At 48.6% G+C, this 24475-nt stretch carries 21 protein-coding genes; 4 read left to right on the top strand and 17 right to left on the bottom strand.

What is annotated here, in order from left to right; translation table 11 throughout:
* Positions 1–77: 77 nt before the first annotated feature.
* The 4 genes from AB8S08_RS03420 to AB8S08_RS03405 form a co-directional block, all read right to left on the bottom strand.
* On the bottom strand, positions 78–809 hold the full coding sequence (locus AB8S08_RS03420) for a hypothetical protein (protein WP_369743623.1): 732 nt from the start codon (positions 807–809) through the stop codon (positions 78–80).
* A gap of 112 nt (positions 810–921) precedes the next feature.
* Positions 922–1503 (bottom strand): DNA endonuclease SmrA, encoded by a 582-nt coding sequence (gene smrA / locus AB8S08_RS03415; protein ID WP_181394874.1) that lies wholly within the window; start codon positions 1501–1503, stop codon positions 922–924.
* 34 nt (positions 1504–1537) lie between these two features.
* Entirely contained in the window at positions 1538–2536 is a 999-nt protein-coding gene (gene sohB / locus AB8S08_RS03410) for a protease SohB (protein WP_369743621.1), read from the bottom strand.
* 71 nt (positions 2537–2607) lie between these two features.
* Positions 2608–5067, bottom strand: coding sequence for a VolA/Pla-1 family phospholipase (locus AB8S08_RS03405; RefSeq protein WP_369743619.1), 2460 nt, complete (start codon positions 5065–5067; stop codon positions 2608–2610).
* A 251-nt stretch (positions 5068–5318) separates the two neighbouring features.
* Here AB8S08_RS03405 and AB8S08_RS03400 point away from each other — a divergent pair, with 251 nt between their 5' ends.
* From AB8S08_RS03400 to AB8S08_RS03390, 3 genes are all read left to right on the top strand, one after another.
* Positions 5319–6056 (top strand): YciK family oxidoreductase, encoded by a 738-nt coding sequence (locus AB8S08_RS03400; RefSeq protein WP_153825995.1) that lies wholly within the window; start codon positions 5319–5321, stop codon positions 6054–6056.
* A gap of 48 nt (positions 6057–6104) precedes the next feature.
* The gene (locus AB8S08_RS03395; RefSeq protein ID WP_369743617.1) at positions 6105–8372 is read left to right on the top strand and encodes a heavy metal translocating P-type ATPase; all 2268 of its coding nucleotides are present in this window, start codon (positions 6105–6107) and stop codon (positions 8370–8372) included.
* Positions 8373–8475: 103 nt separating this feature from the next.
* Positions 8476–9447 carry a WD40/YVTN/BNR-like repeat-containing protein gene (locus AB8S08_RS03390; protein WP_369743615.1) on the top strand — a complete coding sequence of 324 codons (972 nt, stop codon included), beginning with the start codon at positions 8476–8478 and terminating at the stop codon, positions 9445–9447.
* 71 nt (positions 9448–9518) lie between these two features.
* Here AB8S08_RS03390 and AB8S08_RS03385 read toward each other — a convergent pair whose 3' ends face one another.
* The 13 genes from AB8S08_RS03385 to AB8S08_RS03325 form a co-directional block, all read right to left on the bottom strand.
* Positions 9519–11630 (bottom strand): aminotransferase class V-fold PLP-dependent enzyme, encoded by a 2112-nt coding sequence (locus AB8S08_RS03385; RefSeq protein WP_369743613.1) that lies wholly within the window; start codon positions 11628–11630, stop codon positions 9519–9521.
* Positions 11631–11668: 38 nt separating this feature from the next.
* Positions 11669–11917: a (Na+)-NQR maturation NqrM gene (gene nqrM / locus AB8S08_RS03380; RefSeq protein WP_369743609.1), complete on the bottom strand. Its 249-nt coding sequence runs from the start codon at positions 11915–11917 to the stop codon at positions 11669–11671.
* A 14-nt stretch (positions 11918–11931) separates the two neighbouring features.
* The gene (locus AB8S08_RS03375; protein WP_369743608.1) at positions 11932–12954 is read right to left on the bottom strand and encodes an FAD:protein FMN transferase; all 1023 of its coding nucleotides are present in this window, start codon (positions 12952–12954) and stop codon (positions 11932–11934) included.
* A 50-nt stretch (positions 12955–13004) separates the two neighbouring features.
* Positions 13005–14246 (bottom strand): NADH:ubiquinone reductase (Na(+)-transporting) subunit F, encoded by a 1242-nt coding sequence (gene nqrF, locus AB8S08_RS03370; RefSeq protein ID WP_110074883.1) that lies wholly within the window; start codon positions 14244–14246, stop codon positions 13005–13007.
* A gap of 47 nt (positions 14247–14293) precedes the next feature.
* Positions 14294–14902, bottom strand: a complete 609-nt coding sequence (nqrE, locus tag AB8S08_RS03365; RefSeq protein WP_092837562.1) for an NADH:ubiquinone reductase (Na(+)-transporting) subunit E — start codon at positions 14900–14902, stop codon at positions 14294–14296.
* 10 nt (positions 14903–14912) lie between these two features.
* Entirely contained in the window at positions 14913–15545 is a 633-nt protein-coding gene (locus AB8S08_RS03360; RefSeq protein ID WP_110074884.1) for an NADH:ubiquinone reductase (Na(+)-transporting) subunit D, read from the bottom strand.
* A complete protein-coding gene (locus AB8S08_RS03355) occupies positions 15545–16321 on the bottom strand; it encodes a Na(+)-translocating NADH-quinone reductase subunit C (RefSeq protein ID WP_369743606.1) in 777 nt (258 codons plus the stop codon). Before AB8S08_RS03355 ends, AB8S08_RS03360 begins: the two co-directional genes overlap by 1 nt.
* Positions 16314–17513 carry an NADH:ubiquinone reductase (Na(+)-transporting) subunit B gene (locus tag AB8S08_RS03350; RefSeq protein ID WP_153825853.1) on the bottom strand — a complete coding sequence of 400 codons (1200 nt, stop codon included), beginning with the start codon at positions 17511–17513 and terminating at the stop codon, positions 16314–16316. The genes AB8S08_RS03355 and AB8S08_RS03350 overlap by 8 nt, the downstream gene beginning before the upstream one ends.
* A 2-nt stretch (positions 17514–17515) precedes the next feature.
* Positions 17516–18856: a Na(+)-translocating NADH-quinone reductase subunit A gene (locus tag AB8S08_RS03345; RefSeq protein WP_369743604.1), complete on the bottom strand. Its 1341-nt coding sequence runs from the start codon at positions 18854–18856 to the stop codon at positions 17516–17518.
* Between the two features lie 245 nt (positions 18857–19101).
* The gene (gene fabV, locus AB8S08_RS03340; RefSeq protein ID WP_369743602.1) at positions 19102–20283 is read right to left on the bottom strand and encodes an enoyl-ACP reductase FabV; all 1182 of its coding nucleotides are present in this window, start codon (positions 20281–20283) and stop codon (positions 19102–19104) included.
* Positions 20284–20389: 106 nt separating this feature from the next.
* Positions 20390–20704: a BolA family protein gene (locus AB8S08_RS03335; RefSeq protein WP_369743601.1), complete on the bottom strand. Its 315-nt coding sequence runs from the start codon at positions 20702–20704 to the stop codon at positions 20390–20392.
* Positions 20705–20713: 9 nt separating this feature from the next.
* Complete coding sequence (locus tag AB8S08_RS03330; RefSeq protein ID WP_369743599.1) at positions 20714–21220, bottom strand: hypothetical protein; 507 nt, start codon at positions 21218–21220, stop codon at positions 20714–20716.
* 256 nt (positions 21221–21476) lie between these two features.
* The gene (locus AB8S08_RS03325; RefSeq protein WP_369743597.1) at positions 21477–23291 is read right to left on the bottom strand and encodes a cation:proton antiporter; all 1815 of its coding nucleotides are present in this window, start codon (positions 23289–23291) and stop codon (positions 21477–21479) included.
* Positions 23292–23445: 154 nt separating this feature from the next.
* Here AB8S08_RS03325 and AB8S08_RS03320 point away from each other — a divergent pair, with 154 nt between their 5' ends.
* Positions 23446–24474 carry a Fe(3+) ABC transporter substrate-binding protein gene (locus tag AB8S08_RS03320; RefSeq protein WP_202912488.1) on the top strand — a complete coding sequence of 343 codons (1029 nt, stop codon included), beginning with the start codon at positions 23446–23448 and terminating at the stop codon, positions 24472–24474.
* Position 24475: the final 1 nt, after the last annotated feature.

Below are 24475 nucleotides of genomic sequence, written 5' to 3'. Positions count from 1 at the left end.
TCAGCTGCATCACTCAAACTTGCCAGCGCACAAGCTTCTAGTCAGACTTGCTGCGCTGGTTCTTCAAACCGCTGCGTTCATCTAATTTCACGCCAAATAAAACCCGTCAGTTTAGCGACATCAACCACTGCATCAGATTCACCACGTAAACTCTGCTCCATCACCTGTTCCACAATCGGCCATAGTAATTTTGCCATGTAAGTATCCGCGGTATCATCGGCACTTAGCTCAGGCAAACGCAAACTTGCAATCCGCACGCTTAATAGGGGCTGGCCTTGATCAAATAGGTTCACCACCACATTTTCAAGCTGGGCCTGCTGCACGCTCCATACCAGTGCTGTTGATGCTTTTTGTAAGCGCTGTTGCTGCTTGGCGGCGGTCAAGAGCGCATGCAGATTAGACTGGCCTTTACCATAGTAGGCGATGGTTAGCTGGGCATCAGCAACAATCACTTCGTCTACCTGTAGATGATTGCGTTGTTGCGTTAGCCAATCGCCACGCACCAACAAACGACCGGCACGCAGAACTTGGTTAAGCCCCGCATCCAACTCGTTAACGCGGCTGGATAGACTGATCTCACGGGCGCTGATTTCACCCAACAGAGTGTTGAGATCTAACTCGGCATAGCTAAAATCTGCATCTAAGTGAGTATCAGCGCGCTGTTGCAACTCTTGTGCCAGTCGTTCTGACCAAGTTTGCTCAGCAGCTAAGGCGCCACCACTCGTTAGCCCAACACCTAATCCAGTGCTTACTAACGCCACTGTAAGCCAGCGTGCCACTGTTGTGCGTACTATTGTTACTCCTACCATCCCTACTCCTTTTGCATCTTAACGCCCTAGTGTGCTTGTAAGACGCCCTAATACACGCTTGTGCGGCACGTTAGTGGCTCTTTTGCAGCACTTCTGCAGCACTTCTGAGACACTAGCGGCGCTGATGTCGCTCTCGGTTAAGTTGCTTTTGCTCAGCATTCTTACGCAGCATAATATAAACTGCGCCGGTACCGCCATGATGACGTTGCGCACTATGAAACGCCATCACTGGCTCAAGTTCACGTAGCCATTTATTCACATAGCTTTTGATTAATGCCGGATGCGGCTTACTGTGCTTGCCTTGTCCATGAATAATCAGCCCAGAGCGCACGCCACTGCGATGACAGTCTTGCACAAACTCAAACAATGCTTGGCGCGCCTGCTTTAGAGTATGCTCGTGTAAATTTAAACTCGCCTCAATCGGGTACTGCCCTAAGCGCAATCTTTTATACACGCCGTGCTGCACACCGTTGCGCTGAAAGCTAATGAGATCAAGGGGCTCCACCAGCTCAACATATTCTGTTGAGAGAAAATTAATATCCTCTTCCAACTGCGCTTCGGCTGCTTTACGCCGCTCTAATTGCGCCAACGTAGGCGTAAACGCAGTTTTCACGTCCGCTACATCAGCACCCGCTAACGGGGTGACACCTGTCATTTCACGGCGAAACAACTCAAATTCATCGCGGTCTTTCATGGTCACCTCTTTTGCTTTTAACTCACCTTGTTACTTAGGCTTGCCGCCCCACCAAGTTTTTAAGTTGCAACAACAAGGCATTGACGTTGCGCCCCATGCGCTCGCCTAGGTTTTTCTTAGTAACATAGCGCACCAAGAACATATCGTGACTATCACGATGCGCTAGTAACCAACCATCGCTGGTAGTTAACTCGTCAACTAAGCCATAATTTATCGCTTCTTGGGCAGTCCAATACTCGCCGGTAGCTACTTTTTCAATATCAATTTGTGGCCGATACTGACTAATATGGGCTTTAAATTGACGATGAATATTCTCTAATTCATCTTTAAATTTGTCGCGCCCAGCATCGGTATTCTCACCAAAAATAGTCAGGGTACGTTTGTACTCGCCAGCAGTGACCTGTTCAAAATCCACGTCATGCTTTTTTAGCCAACGATGAAAGTTCGGCATTTGCGCCAACACCCCAATCGAGCCAATGATAGCAAAGGGGGCTGCTTGGATCTTATGCGCAACGGCCGCCATCATATAACCACCGCTGGCCGCTACTTTGTCGACACTGACAATCACCTCAAGTTCCGCCTCACGCAGGCGCTGTAACTGGGCCGCCCCTAACCCGTAACCGTGCACCACGCCACCGCCACTTTCTAGGCGAACCAATACTTGTTCGCCCGGTTGCGCAACCGACACGATAGCGTTTACTTCACGCTTTAAAGAATCCACTTCTCGTGCATCCATAGAGCCATTAAAGTCAATCACGAATAAGCGTTTACGCTGCTCACCAGCCTGTTGCTTGTGCTGCTTCTTTAAATCTTTCTTAACCTTTTTACGTTGCTTCTTATCCAACAGATCTAACTGCAATTGCTGCACGCCATCGCGTAAGTCCTCCGACAGCTTATCTACCAACAGTTGCCCTTTACGTGGCTTTTGCTTTTGTACGGCTTGGGCAATGGCGCCAATGATCAGCAATGCGACAAAGGCAATCACCGCCGCTTTGGCGACAAAACTAGCCACATCTAGTAAAAAATCCCACATGATTGTCATACTCCTTCAGATAACAAAAAGGCCGCTGAGTTGCAGCGGCCTTCGGCATAAACAGATGACGCTTATTGCTTAATCACAGACGGATCTGAAATTGGCAATACGCTAGTACCGTTAGCAAACCAGAAAGCTGCTTGGGTTTGCATCTCTAGGGTTGCCTCAGCCGAAGCTGCTGGGCTAACGATAGAGCCGTGGTCACCGGCGGTAAAGCGCACCGCACCAGATACTGATGAACCATCGGCACCTACCGTGGTTTCAGTAATGGTAGCTAACTGGAGCGCACTGATCAGTGCTTCAGTACCAGCTAATGGCTTACCAGCAACTGTGTTAGGCACAACTTGGTCTGGTAATACATCACTACCGTTACCTACCACTTCAATCAAGTGAATTGGGCTTTCAGTAGCACGTACTGCCGCTGCGTAGTTAATTGGGTCAGCAGAATCAACCACGGTTTGTGCGGCAAAGGCAAATTGCTCAAACACACCGTTAATTTCAGCTTGCTCAGCTGCACTCAACTGTCCCCAGAAACCGTTATACACTTGAATTAACAAGCCTTGGAACTGTGGATCTGTTGGCGCAATACCAGCACCTTCTGCCGCTGCATTCACTGCCGCCGCAAAATCAGGGCTTTGTGAATACAACAACTGGCTCTTAATCACTGGGCCAAAGCTCGGTGAACCTAACAAGAAGTTCGCGATACTCGCACCCGGTGCCATCAAGCTGCTGCCTTGTACTTCAAACCATGAAGAATAAGGGGCAAGGTCGCCGCTTAGCGGTGAATTAGCTAATGCCGTAAATGGTGTACCAGTGATAGCACCTAGCGAGTGGCCAACAAAGTAAGCGTTTGTACCATCAATGCCTAGGTTGTTAGCATTTAAGCTTAAGCGTAAACCTAACATATCAGAGATCGATTGACGTAAGTTATCACGCGTAGTTAGCAAGCTACCCAAGTTCATGTACGCAGTTGCTGGGCCTTTGCCGCTGGTTGCGTTGATCGGACCGAAGCCACGATCACCATGCAGCGGATGGTCGATAGCTACGGTAGCAAAACCTGCTACGGCTAAGGTACCAGCAATCCCTAAGGCACTGCCTTTATCTGCGGTAATACCGTGTTGGAAAATCACTACTGGCCAACCGCCTTCTGGCATGGTCAACTCACCTAAACCTAAGGCTGCACGAACTGGAGCTGCTGCTTCAGGGTTAGGCACAGTCACTATGGCACCGATAGTTTGGTTGCCTTGTACCGCGGGTACTGGGTTGTATTTGGTCACATGACGCTCGGTATCGACACCAGGGAAGTCCATGCTGGCAATAACTGCTGGGTCTGTTGCTAACAAACACTGTTGTACCCAAGCAGGGATGAAGGTACTAGCACCACCAGCTAACCATGCTGGATTGATACTAGGGGTGTTCATTGGGTCGATTGCACCGGCTTGAATAGCGCCTAAGACAGAGACACCGCTATCACATTTTGCCTGCCAGCGACCTTGCAGTGGCGCTTGTGGATTTTCAGCCGTGGGTAACGGTGAAAAATAAGGCAAGCTCACTTGGGCTTGATACATGTTGGCAGCAGTTGCGGCTAAGTAAGCTAGGCTCGTTGGATCGGGCTCCAACATACCATTGCTAACGAGGAAATCAGCAACGCTCACACCCAAAGGTGCGCCTAAAATGTTCGGGCTCGGCAAGCCTACTTGGGCAGACTGTGCAAACTGTGCCGCCATCATGGTTTTCACCATATGGAAGGCATCATCAGTAGACTGGGTGGTAAAACTTGACGCATAAATGATGCTGTCTTTATCCACACCAGCGGCCGCCAATGCGTTTTCATGGCTGTTAATCAAACCTTGCAAGCTCAGCGCAGAAGCATCCCCTGAGACAGGATCGGTTTCAACGTTGCGTTTCATCAAACCGTAAGTTTGTGACGGCTTCACTGAGCGGCCCAAGGAGTCGGTGATGTTATCGGTTAAAATAGCTAAATAACCGGTTTTTGGTTTCCATGGTTTTAGTGGAATCACGGCAACACCAGCCGGGCCGGTGGCACGTACGATATAATCCACGCCATAGGTTAATTCAGCAGCAACGGCACAGGTAGCAGCAGGGTTAGCTGCAGCACAAGTTTCGTTCACCGCAGTCCCGCCCATCACGGCTTCAAACATCCGCACCGCACCTGGCGCTTCTAGTGAGCTGCTATCCACGGTCACGTCATTGCCATTGGCATCTTTCGGTAACGAGAAGCTAAAGGTTAACGTGGAGTGAGTCCCCCAACCGTCCAAACCGTTGATAGCTACTTGCGGGTTACCACCATCGGTAGGATCTGCGACTGGGATATTTAACGTACCATCAACAGTACCACTTAATAAAATATTCGACGGCACCGGTACCTGCCCATTAGATGGGTCAAATACAGCGCGTGTTGCTGCTACTTGGTATTCTGTAACGACCGACTCTGGTGCGTCATCGCCACCACCGCAGCCAACTAAGCTGAGTGCGCTACCGATCGCTGTTACAAGCAAGAGTTTTTTCATGAGGCTTCCCCAATCCTTGTTCGTGTTGTTATGTATTGAGCACCTGCAGATGCTTTTTATTCGTCTTGCCTATCATCGCCTTTTTAAACTGGTACGACAAGACATATCAATTAACAAAATTTTATACACTGCTACGGCCAAACTTAAAAGTATTTTTAATAATATTCTATCCAGCTGCTGAGAATCATAGCAAAAAACAGTACACTTGCAGCTTTCTACATCAACATAAGTGTAAGCATAAAATGACTGCAATGCATAATTACTCGTTCAACAAAGATACTTTAGCAGGTAAAACCATTCTTGTGACCGGGGCTGGCGACGGCATTGGCCGTACTGCGGCAAAAACCTTTGCAAGCTGTGGTGCTACCGTTATTTTATTGGGCCGCACGGTCAAAAAACTTGAAGCTGTGTATGATGAGATTGTTGCCGCGGGTGGTCCAGAGCCCGCCATTGTGCCGTTGGATTTAAAAGGCGCCACAAAAACTCACTATCAGGGCTTAAATGCTACTATCGTTGAGCAATTTGGCAAATTAGATGGTTTGCTCCACAACGCTGGCGTCTTGGGTGTATTGTCGCCGTTTGAGCACATCGATCATGATTCTTGGAACGAGATCATGCAAATCAATGTCACCGCCCAATTCATGCTTACTCAAGCCTTGATGCCAGCGTTAAAACGCGCTGCACAGCCGAGCATTGTCTTTACTTCGTCTGGTGTTGGTCGCCAAGGCCGCGCGTTTTGGGGTCCTTATGCAGTGAGCAAATTTGCTACCGAAGGTTTAGCCCAAGTGATGGCCGATGAGTATGAAGGCACCCACGTTCGCGTTAATGTGATTAATCCGGGCGCAACGCGCACCACCATGCGCTCAAAAGCCTATCCGGCTGAAGATGCCAGCAAACTCAAAACTGCTGAGCAGTTAATGCCAACTTATGTTTACTTCATGGCCGACGATAGTATAGGTATCACCAACCAGTCGGTGAATGCTCAGTAACAACAGCACTAGCATGAGATAACTTTAAGCAATTTGCAGGAGATTCCTATGGCAACCCAGACTTTCCAGTTACAACTAAGTGGTATGAGTTGCGCCGGCTGCGCTCGTAGTATCGAACGTGCGCTGCAAGCGGTACCTGGGGTTACCTCGGTGAATGTTAACTTTGCTAATGAAGTTGCCGCAGTTACTAGCACCAACAACAACGCAGACGGGCTAGTAGCTGCGGTACAGCAAGCTGGGTATGATGCAGCCCTGATTGACCACCAAAGCGCAACTCCCGCAGCCGACCCACGACAGCGAGCACAGCGTCAGCAATGGTACAAGTTTGTTGCTGCCGCTCTGTTATCGGCGCCGCTGCTGTACACCATGGTGGGCCACTTTAGTTTTACTGCCGGCATCTATGTGCCGGCTTGGTTGATGAACCCGTGGGTACAGATGGCGCTGGCTACGCCCGTGCAGTTTATTATTGGCTGGCAGTTTTACAAGGGTAGCTACACCGCCCTGCGCGCCGGTGCTGCTAACATGGATGTGTTGGTCGCGTTAGGCACCTCAGCGGCCTATTTCTACAGCGTCTACCTAGCGCTCACCGAAGGCGCTATGGCTGCTCATCAAGGGCTCTATTTTGAAACCAGTGCAGTACTTATCACGCTTATTTTACTCGGTAAATGGTTTGAAGCCCGTGCCAAAGGCCAATCTTCGGCGGCCATTAAGCAGTTGCTGCAACTACAACCTAAGCATGCCCTACGCCAGCAAGCCGATGGTTCAGCCAAGCTGACGCCCATTGCCGAACTGGTGGTCGGGGATATTATTCACATTAAACCCGGCCAACAGATTCCGGCTGACAGCGAAGTGATTGAAGGCACCACCAGCGTTGACGAAGCCATGCTTACCGGTGAAAGTGTGCCCGCCGACAAGCAACCCGGCGATACCTTGGTGGCCGGCTCGATTAACAAACAAGGCTTTGTTAAAGCTAAGGTCAGCAAGCTAGGAAAAGACTCGGCGCTGGCACAAATCATCACTATTGTCGAGCAAGCGCAAAACTCCAAAGCGCCCATTCAACGGCTTGCGGATAAAGTGTCGGCGATCTTTGTACCTGTGGTCTTAGTTATTGCTTTAATGACGTTCTTGGTCTGGCTGTTATGGCTGGCACCAGGCGACTATCGCAGTGCCTTAGAGGCGACTGTCGCCGTCTTAGTGATTGCCTGCCCTTGCGCCCTAGGTTTAGCCACGCCAACATCGATTATGGCGGGCTCTGGCCGCGCCGCGCAAATGGGTATCTTGTTCAAGCAAAGTGACGTGTTAGAAATTACCCATAGTGTTACCACTGTGGTGCTGGACAAAACGGGCACTATCACCGCTGGCACCCCCACTCTTACGGATTTAGAAATCGATCTCAAAGGCATCCAAGAACTCACGCCAGAGCAGTTACGCGCCGCAGTGCAAGCGCTTGAAGTACAATCTGAGCACCCACTAGCGCAAGCGATTGCGACTGGTATTGAGGTTGATTCTAGCACCGCCAAGATGGTGCAATTAACAGATTTCACCGCCCATACCGGGCGCGGTGTATCAGCGCAAGTGCAACTTGTGCACACTGATACTGACGCTGAGCAACCATCAACCAGCCATCACTTACAGATTGGTAACTTGCGTTTAATGCGCGAGCACAATATTGAAAGTGACGCTTGGAGTGCGCGCCAACAAGAATTAGAAGAGCAAGGCAAAACTGCCATGTTAATTAGCTGGGATAAACAGCTAGTAGGTATTGTCGCCGTAGCAGATACCGTGCGTGAGCATGCAGCCGAGGCTATTGCAGCACTACAACAGCGCGGCTTAAAAGTGGTGATGTTAACTGGTGACAACCAGCGTACTGCCGCTGCCATTGCGGCCCAAGTTGGGATGACCGAGGTCCGCGCTAATGTTTTACCTGAACACAAAGCAGCTGCCGTTGCTGAGTTGCAGCAACAGGGCGACATCGTGGCAATGGTTGGTGATGGTATTAATGATGCGCCGGCCTTGGCGACGGCTAACGTTGGTATTGCCATGGGCACAGGTACCGACGTTGCTTTAGAAACCGCAGATATTGCCCTGATGCGCGCCGATTTACGTTCTTTGCTACACGCCCTAGAGATTAGCGAAAAAACCGTGAAAAATATTCGACAAAACTTATTCTGGGCCTTTGCGTATAACACGTTAGGTATACCGATTGCGGCCTCAGGCCTACTCGCACCTTGGTTAGCAGGTGGCGCTATGGCGTTAAGTTCAGTATCTGTCGTATTAAATGCGTTACGACTACAAAAGTTACGATTGAACTCCTAACCCAGTTCCGTGCTATGGTAACCACTAACGTCTGATACCCAAGCACGAATTGCTGCTAAGGTCAGCGACAATTGATGCTACAGAACAATAGGTTAAGTTATTCATGATGTTAAGCGCACTTACTTTGGCAGCAAGCCTGACCCTGATTCCCACGAAAGCTGACGTGAATTGGATTGGTGTTAGTGCTCCTAACCCTGATGTGATTTGGCTAAGCGGTTCGAACTCGCATATTGCTCGCAGTAGTGATGCTGGCGTAACCTGGGAGTATTTTCAGCCGGCCACCCAGAACCTCCAGTTTCGTGATATTGAGGCCCTCGATGCCAACCATGCGTATGCGTTAAGCATTGGCAATAATGGCGATTCGCGTATCTATTACACCAGCAACGGTGGCCGTAATTGGCAATTGCGCTATCGCGCGGGCGGTAATCAATTTCTCAATTGTATGGCGTTATCTGCCACCAACGAAGCTTGGGTTTATGGTGACACGGTAGAAAACCGTTGGAACATGGTGCGCAGTGTAGACGGTCGCAACTGGCTTACCGCCAGCAACATGGTTGATACCCAACCGCTTTCCGATGAAGGTGGCCTAGCTGCAAGTGGTGGCTGTTTACGTCACAACAATGGCATTTGGGCGATTGGTACTGCCAACGGCAACACTGCCCGCTTGCTGGTTAAACGTAATTTTGGCATTCGCTTTAAAGCTATCGATACGCCTTTACCGGCAGGTCCGAGTGCTGGCATTGCCAGTGTTTGGCCGTTTAGCGAAAAGCATATCCTGTTGGCCGGCGGCAGCTTGAACCATGCCGATGCGAAACCACGCTTGGTAGAGTATAAAGACGACCAGTTTACCGCCCTAATCGAGCCACCATTGAGCGGCGCCTTGTATAGCCTAACGGTGCGCAATGATGGCAGCATCCTAGTCACCAACCCCACCGGTGCGGCGTTACTCAATAGCAGCAGAGATGCTTGGCAGACCCTAGCCGAAGCCAATATTTGGAATAGCGCCTGCAGCACTAACAGCTGCTATCTGGTAGGAAAAGACGGCTACCTCGCAAAAGTTACTTTTGGCCAATAGCTTTTATCAAATAACTTTCACGCCAAAATTTTCACCCCAAAATGCCGGCTTTAGCACCGGCCAACTTAACTTTAGCTGGCCAGTAACAAGGCGGTGCCGCCATTTAGATGGCTGACTTGGCTAAACCCAAGCCGAGCTAGCACCCGAGCTGCCACAGCACTGCGATGCCCAGAGCGACAGACACAGACAATCGGCCGCTGCTGATAGCTTTCACGGTGCTCATAAATGAACTGCGCCAAGCGCGTTAACGGCACGTTGATTACCTCGGCCGCTAAACCCAAGTCACTCACTGCAAATTCTTGCTGCTCACGTACATCAATCACCAAGGTATCGGGCTTGCTGAGCCACTCTTGCTGAGCTTCTAGATCAACATCCACTAACTCACAGTTAACGCAATGACCAGCTAATTCGCACCAGCGCTGAGTGATACGAAAATCATCATCGGCCCGGCTTAACAACAAGGTGTTGTCATGAACCATCGAGCGAATCAGTTCTGGCTGCTGAATGTCACCGATAAAAGCAAAGTCTACTTCTGCAGGAGCGTCCGTAGTAAGCGGCGAGCTTAACAAATACACCGGTTGGCGCGTGCCCACGCGAAACAGGCGGCGCTGTCCTACAGCTAAGCAGCCCTCTACCGTGGCGGCGCAGCCCAATGGCACATCACAGCCACCGTTGTATGCCTGCGGCCAACCCACGGCATCAAGGTCCGCTTGCGCTACCTCACAACTCAGTAATTGGGCTAACATCGCCGCGGGGCTATTAGCCGGCTGTGGCTCAGTGGTGAGCACCGCCTTCACACAATAATGCTGGCAAGCCACCAACCGTTCGATCCGCTCGGCTAATTCAGGCAAGGGGTCGATAACCACCATTTCTTTGGCGGCTTTATCAATCAATAAATAGCAGCACTGATTGCCAAACCTTAGTTGCACCACACCATCCAGATTAGAATCAATATCTTCACTGGTATCTGCAATCAATAAGCATGACTGGCGTAAGGCATGAGCCGCCGTTTGAATCCGCTCACACGCGGCCTTGATGGTGGCAGCTTCGGTGGCTGGCCCAAAGGATAATCGAATCGCTGAACATGAGCGCCAATCTTCAAGCCCCATGGCATCTAACACAAAGCTACGAGTGACACCTGAGCTGCAGGCCGAACCTGAACTGACTCGAATGTTAGCCGCATCAAATACATCCATGATGTCGCGAGACGCCATGCCACGTACCGAAAAGTTAAGCGTGGTAGGTAAGCTCAAATCCAAATCGTGATTCAGCTCTAGGGTAGGAAAGGCCTGCTTTAACGCAGCCAATAATTGGTCCCGATACTCACAAAGGGTTGCGGTCGATTTAAAAACTTGCTGTTGATCGTTAAGCAATAACTCAAACAGCGCATGTAAAGCGGCAATGCCCGGTAGGTTCTCCGTTCCAGACCGCTGTCCTTGCTCTTGTCCACCACCAATAATCAGGGGCGTAAATGGCGCTGCTTGGCGCACGTATAAAAAGCCGATGCCTTTGGGGCCGTACAACTTGTGGCCACTAAAAGGAGCGTAATCAATGCTGGTTTGTGCTAATTCTAGCTTTAACTTACCCAAGGCCTGCACGCAATCCACCATCCAAGGAATGGTTGGGTTATTGCTACGGATCACTTGTTCTAACTGGGCTAAATCTTGTTGTACACCAGTTTCGTTGTTGGCAGCCATGGTACAAATCATGTGGGCTGCGCCTACATGCTCGGCAATAAAGTCTAGATCTAACAGACCTTGACGGTTAACCGGAATAGCTTTGAGCTCGGCATTCAAACGTAAAATATTATTCCAGTGCTCGAGCGCTTGCGGCACCGCTTTGTGCTCAGTAGCTCCGTATAACAGCCAACGACGCTGACCATGGTCGGTATTTCTAGCATGGGTGAGGGCCGATAACACCGCTGTTTGAATGCCTTCGGTAGCACCGCTGGTAAAAATAAAACGGCCAAGCCCTGCTCCCACTAGCTGGCGTCCTAAACGGCGGGTACTATCAAGAATATAGCGTGCTTGCAGCCCAGTGATATGGCTACTGCTGGGGTTTCCAAAGACATGCTCCATCACGTGCCGAACGGCCTGAGCAATTTGCGGTAACACCGGCGTCGTTGCGTTGCAATCGAGGTAAATTTCTGCCGTTTTCGGCTTAATCTGAACCGGTGTTACCATGGTACTACTCCCTTAATTAGATTTTAAAACTTGCACCTTTACGAATCTATACGGTTATCTTGCCAAAGTTTTTCTTTGGCTGCACGTTTTGCGGCGGCCTTTTCTTCGGCAGCTATCTTGGCCTTGCGCTCTTCACACGGGTCTTTGCAGTCACAAGCTTTATCCATACCTAAGGCAGAAATGCCACCACAACTTCCCGAAATGGTTTTACGCTGGGCAATAAACCCAACCGACATGGCCAATACCACTACTAGCATGATGCCGAATACTGCTAAAAACACTCCCATACTACCCCCTTCGGTTACTGCTGATACTGCTTAAATGCAGTACTGCTTTCTTCTTTAAAGCCTTCTGCCTCGCGGCTAATCAGTAACACCGCCAAGCCCTTTTGCTCGGCAAAGGCTAACGCTCGTTCTGGCCCCATCACCGTCAATGCAGTCGCATAGGCGTCGGCATCCATACTGGTGGGCGCTACCACGGTAACCGACACCAAATTATGTTGAATAGGATAGCCGGTACGAGGATCGATAATGTGAGAATAACGCACACCATCTTCTTCGTAGTAATTACGATAATCACCAGAAGTTGCGATACCCGCATCGCCCGGCTCAATCACCCGTTGCACGCTGCGCTCAGAAGTGACCGGCTTTTCTATTGCAATGCGCCAAGGTTGATTACCTGGCTTAGTGCCACGCGTGCGCATCTCACCACCAATCTCAACGAGATAATTGGTGATTTCCATCTGATCCAACAATACTGCGACGCGATCCACGCCATAGCCCTTGGCAATGGTCGATAAATCAATATAAATCTCGGGCTTAGCTTTACGTAACTGGTGGTTTTCAACATGAACATGCTGATATCCCACCTCATCTAACATCGCTTGCAGCTCGGCCTCTGTGGGCTTACGCTCGGGCTTAGCCAGTGGCCCAAAGCCCCATAGATTAACTAATGGCCCGACCGTAACATCAAGTACGCCATCGGTTTCGTTGGCAATTTCTAGCGCGCGTCGAATCACAGTTTCTAACGACCGCGATATAACCACCGGCTCTGTCGTTTGACGGCTATTAAACAACGATAGTTCCGATTGCGGGTCGTAAGTCGACATCTGGCTGTTTACTTGCTCCAGCACCGCATCCACTCGTTGCTTCACTTGTTCAGGGCTATGCTGCGGATTCGCCGTAACATAAGAGATGTGATAGGTCGTCCCCATCGTCTTACCAGACACCGCCAATTGTTGCGGCGCATGAGTACAAGAAACGAAAAAGGCTAGCCCCACTAGGGCTAGCCAAACTCGTAGCATTGATGAACTGTTTGTTTTCATCAGGCTCTTTTCCACCTTTAAATCAGGCTATTTAAGGGGCTAAGCCAAGCTTAGCCACCAAAGTCATCCAATAGGATGTTTTCATCTTCTACGCCCAAATCTTTGAGCATTTTAATAACTGCTGCGTTCATCATCGGTGGTCCACACATGTAGAACTCACAATCTTCAGGCGCATCATGATCCTTCAGATAGTTTTCGTACAACACGTTATGGATAAAGCCGGTGTAACCTTCCCAGTTATCTTCTGGTTGTGGGTCAGACAAGGCCACATGCCATTCAAAGTTGTCGTTTTCACGCGCCAACATGTCGAAATCTTCCACGTAGAACATTTCTTTCTTAGAACGTGCACCGTACCAGAAAGTCATTTTACGGTCGGTTTTCAGACGACGTAACTGGTCAAAGATGTGTGAACGCATCGGCGCCATACCAGCACCACCACCAACAAACACCATTTCTGCTTTAGTGTCCTTAGCAAAGAATTCACCAAATGGACCAGAAATCGTTACTTTGTCGCCAGCTTTCAAGCTGAAAATGTACGATGACATTTTGCCTGGCGGTAAGCTCATATCACGTGGCGGAGGCGTAGCGATACGCACGTTCAACATGATAATGCCTTTCTCATCTGGGTAGTTCGCCATCGAGTAAGCACGAATGGTCTCTTCGTTAACTTTAGATTCTAAGTTAAAGAAGCCAAAGTGTTCCCAGTCACCACGGAATTTGTCTTCAATCTCGAAGTCTTTAAATTTCACATGATGCGGTGGACATTCGATCTGAATATAACCACCAGCGCGGAACGGTACTTCTTCGCCTTCTGGCAACTGCACCACAAACTCTTTGATGAAGGTGGCTACGTTGTTGTTAGACTTAACCGTACAATCCCACTTACGAATACCAAACACCTCTTCTGGAAGCTCGATTTTCATATCTTGCTTAACGTTTACCTGACACGATAAACGGCAGCCTTCACGAGCTTCTTTGCGGTTAATGTGATCACGTTCGGTAGGCAGAATATCACCGCCACCCTCTTTGATAATCACACGGCACTGGCCACATGAACCACCACCACCACAAGCTGACGATACGAAGATACCAGCATTAGCTAAGGCACCTAATAATTTAGTACCTGGCTGCGTGGTAATTTTCTTGTCTTCATCATCATTAATTAAAATCTCGACATCACCCTGAGGCACTAATTTTGACTTGGCGACCATGATCACCGCCACTAAAATTAATACAATCAAGGTAAACATGCCTACGCCGAGCGCTATTAGTGTTAAATCTTGCCCTTGCATCGACTCGTACCTCTACTTAATACGTTATCGTTCGTAACCGGATGAAATTAGAGTGAAATGCCTGAGAAAGACATAAACCCTAAACCAATCAGACCCACCGTCATAAAGGTGATGCCCAACCCACGTAAACCATCTGGCACGTCCGCATATTTCAGCTTCTCGCGCACTGCAGCCAACGCCACAATGGCAAGCGCCCAACCAACGCCACCGCCAATACCGTAAACCACACTTTCAGTGAAGTTGTAGTCACGCTCTACCATGAATGACACGCCACCAAAAATAGCGCAGTTCACGGTAATCAACGGTAGGAAAATACCTAACGCGTTGTATAAAGCAGGTACGTATTTGTCTAATGCCATTTCCAAAATCTGTACCAACGCTGCAATAACGCCGATAAAGGTTAAGAAACGCAAGAAACTCAAGTCTGCATCCGGAAAACCAGCCCAATCTAACGCCCCTGGCGCCAAAATGTTGTGGTAAACCAAGTTGTTCGCTGGTACTGAAATGCCCAGTACCACGATAACTGCAACGCCCAAACCAAAAGCTGTGGTTACTTTCTTAGACACCGCCAAGAAAGTACACATACCAAGGAAGAACGACAACGCTAAGTTTTCAACGAAAATCGATTTAATAAATAAACTGATATAGGCTTCCATGGTCTGCTCCTTATTCCTTCGGCTCTACTTGTTCTGTGCGGAAGGTACGCAGTACCCAAATAAAACCACCGATAATGAAGAACGCACTTGGTGGTAATACCAACAAGCCGATTGGTTGATACCAACCCCCTTCAGAAGCCAGTGACATGATCTGATAACCAAACAGGCTACCTGAACCGAACAATTCGCGAACAAAACCGACAGTAAGCAATACCACCGAGTAACCCAAACCATTACCGATACCGTCTAAGAACGACAACATAGGTGGGCTCTTCATCGCATAGGCTTCAGCACGGCCCATAACGATACAGTTGGTAATAATCAAACCAACGAATACCGACAGTTCTTTGGCTATGCTGTAGGCGTATGCACGCAGGATTTGGTCAACCACGATAACCAAGCTGGCAATGATCGTCATTTGCACAATAATCCGTACACTCGAAGGAATGTGGTTACGGATAATTGAGATAAACAAGTTAGAAAATGCCGTTACTAAGGTTAGTGCAATACACATAACCAAAGTATTTTCCATTTTTGACGTTACTGCCAACGCCGAGCAAATACCTAAGATTTGTAAGGCAATTGGGTTATTGGCAAAAATCGGTCCAAATAGAACCTCTTTGACTTCTTTTGCACTCGCCATTAGTTCAGCTCCCCTTTGCGAATTTTGTCAAATAGCGGGCCGTAAGCCTTGTCGCTAAACCAGAACTGCATGGTGTTTTCAACACCGTTGCTGGTTAAGGTTGCACCAGACAGTGCATCTATGTCATGAGCTTGGTCAGTCACGTTTTTCGTCACGTTAAGAGCAACCTCACCGTCGGCGTAGATTTCTTTACCCTGCCAGCTGGCAGCCCAGTTTGGATTCTGGATTTCGCCACCTAACCCTGGAGTTTCAGTGTGCTCGTAGTAGTTGATACCTTTGATGGTATTCATGTCAGGTGCCACTGCCATAAAGCCGTACATGGTACCCCACAAGCCGTAGCCGCGAACAAACACAACGACTGTCTCTAATTCACCTTGAGCATCATTGATAAAATAGACTTTAGCTACATCTTCACGAGAACCGATACCAGCCTCGTCATCAGCTTTATCTAATTTAGTGCCCAAACCTGCTTTTTTAGCAGACGCGATAGGATCGTAGTCGGTGGCATTTTTGCCGTCTACAGATTCAACTTCTTCGAGCGTATTAAGGTTGAATAAACGCGTCTCTACGCGCTGCTCAAACAGCTCGATAACGTTAGTTTCTGGAGTTAATAAACCCGCAGCATCTAACACGTTACGTTGCATGTCTAACGCAGCGTTTTTCTGTTGTAAAGGCTTCAAGCCAACCGCAGAACCTGCCACGATTATCGCGCACACTAAACAGAGGGCGATAACCACAAACAGCGTTTTGCCTAGTGATTCATTTTTATTAGCCATTGCGTGCCAGTCTCCGTTTAATGTTTGATTGAACAACAAAGTGGTCAAACAGCGGGGCAAATACGTTAGAGAATAAAATCGCTAACATAATACCTTCTGGATACGCAGGGTTTACCACTCGGATAAGTACCGTCATGGCACCAATTAAGAAGCCATAATAAAACTTACCTTTGTTGGTGAATGAGGCTGACACCGGATCGGTTGCCATGAACATCATACCGAAGGCAAAACCACCTACCACTAGGTGCCAGTACCAAGGCATAGCAAACATCGGGTTACTGTCACTGCCAATCACGTTGAACAATAATGACAACGCGACCATACCTACAAACACACCTGATACGATGCGCCATGAGGCAATACGGAAGTAAATCAGTGCCAAACCGCCAATCAGAATCATCAGGGTAGATACTTCGCCCATTGAACCTTGGATATTACCCAAGAAGGCATCCATCCATAAATCCATGTTGGCAATATAATCAGTACCTTGAGTTGCTTGGCTTAGCAAAGTAGCACCCGAGTAGCCGTCAACAGCAGTCCATACTTGCTCACCAGAGATAGACGCTGGGAAGGCAAAGTACAAGAACGCACGACCGGTTAAGGCTGGGTTTAAGAAGTTACGGCCAGTACCGCCAAACACTTCTTTACCAATCACCACACCAAAGGTGATACCTAAGGCTACTTGCCATAACGGCATGGTTGCCGGCAAGGTCAAGGCAAACAGAACTGACGTGACGAAGAAGCCTTCATTGATTTCGTGCTTACGTACAGAAGCAAATAAAACTTCCCAGAAGCCACCCACAATAAAGGTGGTCGCGTACACAGGCACAAAGAAGCAGGCGCCATAGAACAGTTTACCGGCCCAGCCTGCGGTAGCTAAATCACCACCTAAGGCAGTAAAAATACCTACTTGCCAGATATCAGCTAACTGATAACCGTCAGTTAAGGCTAATGCCGCTTGGTTACCGATGTTGTACATGCCCCAGAACATCGCAGGGAAAGTCATCATCCACACCAAAATCATGATGCGTTTTAGGTCAACGCTATCTTTAACGTGGGTAATACCTTTGGTCACTTTGCCTGGCGTATAGAAAATAGTTGCTGCAGCTTCGTATAAGGCATAGAACTTCTCGTACTTGCCGCCTTTTTCGAAATTTGGCTCAATTTTCTCAAGAAAATGTTTCAAGCCCATGATTAGCCCTCTTTCTCAATTTCGGTCAACATGTTACGCAACACCGGACCGTACTCATATTTGCCGGGGCAAACATAAGAACAGAGCGCTAAGTCCTCTTCGTCGAGTTCTAAACAGCCTAACTTTTGCGCCTGTTCAGTATCGCCAGAGAGCAAGTCACGTAGCAAAATCGTTGGTAAAATATCAAGCGGCATCACGCGCTCATAGTTGCCGATTGGCACCATTGAACGATCTGAACCGTTGGTGGTAGTTGTCATCGCAAACAGCTTCTTAGGTGACAAATGACCTAAATAAGCGCGCGTAACTGAGTGTTGGTTTGAACCAGGCTTGATCCAACCAAAGAATTCTTTCTGATCACCTTCAGGCAACACACTCACTTGGGTATGGAAACGACCTAACCACTGATGAGCATCGTCAACTTTGTGACCGTTTAGCACTGAACCAGAAATAATACGGTTTTTACCCTGCGCCAACTCACCTTTGGTTAGCTCGCGCAAGTTTGCGCCCAATCGAGTACGCAACAAACGAGGCTTTTTGGTAGCAGGACCGGCTAACGCTACCACACGGTCGGTGTAAACCTGGCCGGTGGTGAAGAGTTTACCGTAGGCAATCACGTCTTGATAACCGATGTGCCAAACCTGCTTGGCCATAGATACCGGCTGTAAGAAATGAATATGAGTACCCACCAGGCCTGCAGGGTGCGGACCAGCAAAGCTCTCTAATTGAACCTTAGCATTACCCACATCCACTGTTGCATCAGCGGCTTTCACCACAAACACCTTACCTTTGGTTAGAGTGGTTAACAGGTTCAAGCCGTCGATGAAGGCTTGTTGCTCTTGGCTGATGATTACAGCTGGGTCGGCCGCTAACGGATTGGTGTCCATCGCATTCACGAAGATCGCAGTAGGCTCTGCGTCTAGCTTCGGCGAACGACTAAAAGGCCGCGTACGTAAGGCTACCCATTGACCCGCATTGTTCAATTGCTCAACCACTTGGTCGCGCGGCAAACTAGCTAAGTCTTTGCTGTCGTAGCTGGCAAACGTTTCTTGCTCGTCACCGTCAATTTCAATAACAACGGCTTGTAACACTCGTTTGGCGCCACGCATCACGTCTTTTACAACGCCAGCAGCTGGTGCAGTGAATTTAATTCCTGGGTTTTTCTTATCTTCGAAAAGTACCTGGCCTTTTTTGACGCGGTCCTCAACCTTAACCTGCATGGTTGGGCGCATCCCCACATACTCTTCACCCAGTACGGCAACGGTGGTGATGGCTTGGCCATCATCAATAGCTTGTTGGGGCATTCCCGAGATTGGGATATTTAGCCCTTTTTTGATCGTAATCATACGCGTTTGCACTACTCGTTAGGGAAGATTAATCTCATTCCAGCCACGTCGTACGAATTTCTCCGCACGCCGCGACTGACCAAATTCTGTCCATTTTCACCTAGGGCCGGCATTTTAGCACTTTTGGATTACAAAACAAATGTAAAAACCAATCGATAGTCGTTATTCGTTAGTCGTATTTCGGTCACCGAAAAAGCCAACCAATAGCTCCTATCTAAAAGCTAACCGAGCTTTGCTGTTGCCCTTCAATCAAACCCAACCATAGGATCGACATCGGCATCATAATCAACCCCATCAATCCCAAACCCAAACAACTTCAAGAAATCGCTGTGATAACCTGCGTAGTCAGCCAATTGATGGAAATTATCTTGATTCACTTGATGCCAAAGAGCTTCAACCTTAGCTTGCGTCGCATCATTGGTTTCCCAACCATTCATAAATAAACGGCCAGCTTCATCCAACAATCGGTCTTCGCTGTAAAGGGCTTCGTTGAACAATCGATAAATTTGTTCGATACAACCCTCGTGGGTACCCTCTTGCTTCATCACCCCATAAATCAACGAGATATATAGCGGCATGACAGGAATTGCTGAGCTAGCTTGAGTCACTAGGGCCTTTAATGAAGATACGTAGGCTTCTAGATTAAGATCGGTATAGCGCGTACGCATCGCAGCTGCCGCACGGTCCAAGTCCTCTTTAGCTTTACCAATGGTGGCTTGACCGTAAATTGGCCAGGTCAGCTTTTTACCAATATAGGTGTAGGCCGTGGTTTTTGCATTAGGTGCTAATACGCCAGCATCATGCAGGGCTGCCAACCAAAGTTCCCAATCTTCGCCACCCATCACTTTGATGGTTTGCGCAATTTCGTCATCAGTAGCAGGCTCTAAAGTAATTTCAGTTACTTGGTCTTTATCGGTGTGGTAGGTTTTGGTGGTATAGCTGTCACCAATAGGCTTCAACGTTGAGCTATAAACTTCACCTGTAACCGGATCTTTACGCTTCGGCGAAGCCAAGCTGTAGATCACCAAATCAACCTGACCGAAGTCTTGCTTAATTTGTTCAATAACTTGTGCTTTGATTTCGTTGGAGAAAGCATCACCGTTGATGGTATGGGCATAAAGGCCATCAGCCTTAGCTGCTTGATGAAATGCTGCCGTGTTATACCAACCTGCAGTCGCGGTGCGTTTTTCGCTCGGCTCTTTTTCAAAACACACGCCTAAGGTTTTGGCGCCAGCACCGTAGGCAGCAGCAATACGCGAGGCCAAACCATAACCGGTAGAACAGCCGATCACTAGCACCCGCTGTGGCACTTGCGTTAATTTAGGTTGTTGTTTGATAAAATCAATTTGTTGTTGTACATGAGCCGCACAGCCCACAGGATGGGCGTTAGTACAAATAAAACCACGAATTTTAGGTTGAATAATCATTACTATTATCCTTTAAACTAGGGTCTAGGCTTGAGTTAGCCATAATCAACAAGCTGGTGCTTTGATCCGGGTAGTTTAACCGAGCTGCACCCATCAAGTGATCTGATTAGTTGTCGAGCTTACTACCACCGCGACAGGCTGGTGAATCTGGAACCTGCTGCAGCGGCCATTCGTCTGGGCTGTAAAGATGCAGAGCTAACGCGTGAATTGGCCCTGCAAGTTCTTCTTGCAGCAGTTTGTTGACCGCCCGATGGCGTTGTAACAGACGTTGGCCCGCGAAGCTAGCGCTCACCAGCACCAACTTATAATGCGAATCATCACTAGCTGTGCCGTGCTGATCGCTTTCATTCAGCAAGTGCAGGTAAATAGGGGCAAAGGCGGCTGCGAGTTTGGCTTGTAAATGTTGATGAAGTGCGGTCATAAGGCGTTACTACTCACTTTGGCTGGCGTCTAACGAGCTGAAACAAATTTTTTCATCGCGGCCTAAGCTGGCCAGCGCATTAAACACATTAGGTTCGCTGTATCGGCTAGGATAAACAATGCGATAGAGCTGTGAACTTACCGTCCCCCACTGCTGCCATAACAGCACGCCATGGTCATGGTAGAGCTCTGCTAACTGCTCCAACCCTTCTTGACGTTGGCGCGGAAACGCTGAGCGCTCACCCACCAGGCGCCAGCGGTTTAGCTCTTCACCTTCGGCCAGTAAGGCATCGTTGACTCGATTGCGACAAAAACTAAGCTGAATGACCGCACTCGACAGCGCCCAATCTTGGTTAGGTAGCTGCTGTTGGTCGAGAGTCTGTACTAAGGCTAGCTCTTGGTTGGTTAAACGTTCGGCATCGCCAGCTGGCTGACAACCGCTGAGCAACAGCCAACTCGCAGCCACTACTAGGCTACCTAGATGCGTCAATGTGGAAGATTTGTTCAACTGCATCATATTCATCTCATGACAGTACGGCAGCGGCCGCAGCTTGGGCTGGTAAGGTTCACTTACAGATAATTTAAGTACAAGAGTATAAAGGGAATAGCACTGAATAAAAAGAAAGGAAGAACATCCGTGTTCGAACAGGGTCACGTCAATCCGTGAAGTAACCCCGCAATCCATGAGTTAGACTATAACTAACTTTATTTTCCAAATCAATTACAATTTCGCAACAAAATGGTAAGTTTCTGTTTTCTTGGTTAATTTAGTGTTAAGCGGAAGCTTGATCTAGCTTCTTTTCTTGCTCTGGACTTATCAACGCGACAATCTGCCAACCGGCTGCTGGAGTGAAGGTTTGGTCCGTACTAAACAAATGGCATACCCCACGTTCGTCTAGGGCAAATAACGGCAAAGCTCGGTTACCGTAGCGCTCTTGATAATCATCGTAATGAAACGACTCGGTCAATGCTGTGGTTTTTACCTGCGCTCCCTGAAACGACAAACTTGATAACTTAGAAAAGCTTACCCCTTTGCCGAACAATTTTAAGCGCTTACGAAACACTTCCGGTAATTGGTTACGAGCCGGCGCATCATGCTCGGAGTTTTGCAGAGCAAAGATCTTGTCTTCGTCAAACCAATCCATAAAGTGCATCGCGACAACCGGGTTTAACTGCCGATATGGCGACAGAATCAACACCTGGCCAATGCCATTCAGATCCATATTATTTTCAGCATGCTCTGAAGTAGGGTTACCAAAGTACACCGGCAAGTTTTCCATGCGTGCTAACTTCACATGTTCCCAGTTAGTATCGGCCAACAATACCGGAAAGTTGTGTTCCTTTAGGGCTTTGGCAATTTGCCGTGCCGGCGGATTAGCGCCAAATATGAGAAAGCCCCGTGGTGGCGGTTCCCGCAGCGTTAGAAAGTGCGCCAACGGCTTGGCGGTTAAGCTTTGCAACACCACAGTACTTAAAATCACCAAAAATACTAAAGGCACTAACAATTCTGCTTGTTCCCAACCAGCCTCTTGCATTTTTAAGGCAAACAACGCTGATACCGCCGCTGCAACAATCCCGCGTGGCGCAATCCAACTGAGCAAGATCTTCTCTTTAAAGGTGGTTTGGGTACCGATGGAAGACACCCACACACTCACTGGGCGTACCACAAATATGATAATCACCAACAGTAACACCGCCGGCATGCCTAGGCTGCTAAAGGCATCCGCATTTAAGCGCGCCGCTAACAGAATAAACAACCCAGAGATAAGCAGCACACTTAAGGTTTCTTTGAACTCAAGGATGTCATCTAAATCTAGCCCGCGCATATTCGCCATCACCATCCCCATAACGGTGACGGTCAGCAGCCCAGACTCGTGTTGTAAGGCATTGGATAAAGCGAACACCCCTAACACCACAGCTACGGTCGCGACGTTTTTCAAATAATGCGGAAAGATACTAAATTTAAGCGCTTGTCCGAGTAATTTGCCGCTGGCAAAACCCAGCGCGAAGCCTACCCCTAACGTAGTGGCAAAGGCCTGCATGGCGTGGCTGATACCGGCGCCTTGATTGGCGATAATAAATTCATACACCAACACTGCCAACAAGGCACCGATCGGGTCAATGATGATCCCTTCCCAACGTAAAATGTTGCCCAGCCGAGCTAACGGCCGTACCGATCGTAACATCGGCATGATCACTGTCGGGCCAGTCACCACCACCAACGCCCCAAACAGTGCCGCCATCTCCCAGCCAAAGCCAATCAGATAATAGGCCGCCGCCGCAATCATCAGCCAAGTAATGACCATACCGATACTAACCAAGTTAGTTACCATGCGGCCGTGTCCACGGATTTCATCAAAACGCAAGGTTAATGCGCCTTCAAATAAAATAATGGCAACCGAAAGTGACACTATCGGAAACAACAAATCACCAAACACCGCATCAGGATCTAACCAGCCCAAACCTGGGCCAATCGCTAACCCCACCAACAACAGAGGTAAAATCGCTGGTATTTTTAACCGCCACGCACCCCATTGGCACAAGATAGATAACACCCCAATGAGCGCTAGTGCTGACATATTTGACATAGGCTGAAGGTCTCTTTCCTAGATTTTACAAATTATTTGTTGATAATGATTCGCATTTGCACGAGAATAACTCTTAAGGGTTACTTAATGCGAATCAATATCGTTCCTTTTATTTTTTCTATATAATCCACGTAACACTACGAGGTAAATCACCATGAGTTCAATCATGTTCCGTAAATTACTTACCATGACTGCAATTGCAGCAAGCTTAACCGCAACAGTAGCACAAGCTACCACGGTTAACGTATATTCTGCGCGTAAAGAAGCGCTAATTAAACCTGCACTGGAGCAATTTACTGCCAAAACTGGCATTGAAGTACGCTTATTAACCGGTGGCGGCGATGCCCTCCTGGCCCGGTTACAGAACGAAGGCGAAAATACTCCGGCCGATTTATTCCTCACCGTTGATGCTGGTAACTTGCACCGTGCTGCGCAAGCAGGCGTGTTTCAGCCGCTGACCGACCCAGCTGTGTTAGCTGCAGTGCCTGAGCATTTGCATGGTAGCGATGATTTATGGGTAGGCTTAAGCTTACGGGCACGCCCTATTTTCTATGTTGAAGGTAAAGTTGACCCGAGCCAATTAACTGGCTACGAAGACTTAGCTAAACCAGAATGGCGCAAGAAAGTCTGTATCCGTTCTTCAGACAACATCTACAACCAATCGTTAACTGCGGCGCTAATCGAACACTGGGGCCCAGAGGCCACCGAGCAATGGGCTGAAGGCCTTGTTGCTAACCTAGCAAAACCTCCGGTGGGCGGTGACCGTGACCAATTAAAAGCAGCCGCTGCAGGCATGTGCGACCTAGCCGTTGCCAATACTTACTACTTTGGCCTGATGCAAACTGGCGATGATGCCGAGCAGCGCGAAGCCGCCAGCAAACTGAAGATTTTCTGGCCGAACCAAGATAGCTTTGGTACCCACGTCAACGTCAGTGGCATTGGTATCACCAAACATGCGAAAAATAAAGCCGCTGCAGAGCAACTCATTGCGTTCTTGCTGTCGCCTGAATCGCAAGCTTGGTACGCCGCCACCAACAATGAATACCCTGCGGTAACTGGGGTAGAGTGGAGCGAAACCTTACAAGCATGGGGCGAGTTTAAAGCTGACGACCTGTCCATGCGTTTCTTAGGTGAGAACAATGCCGATGCGGTTAAATTAATGAACCGTGCAGGCTGGCGTTAAG

The organism is Pseudidiomarina sp. PP-1MA, assembly GCF_041200125.1.
Classification (GTDB): domain Bacteria; phylum Pseudomonadota; class Gammaproteobacteria; order Enterobacterales; family Alteromonadaceae; genus Pseudidiomarina; species Pseudidiomarina fusca.
Note: the sequence above shows the minus strand (reverse complement) of the source record. Positions and strands in the feature narration are given on the sequence as shown.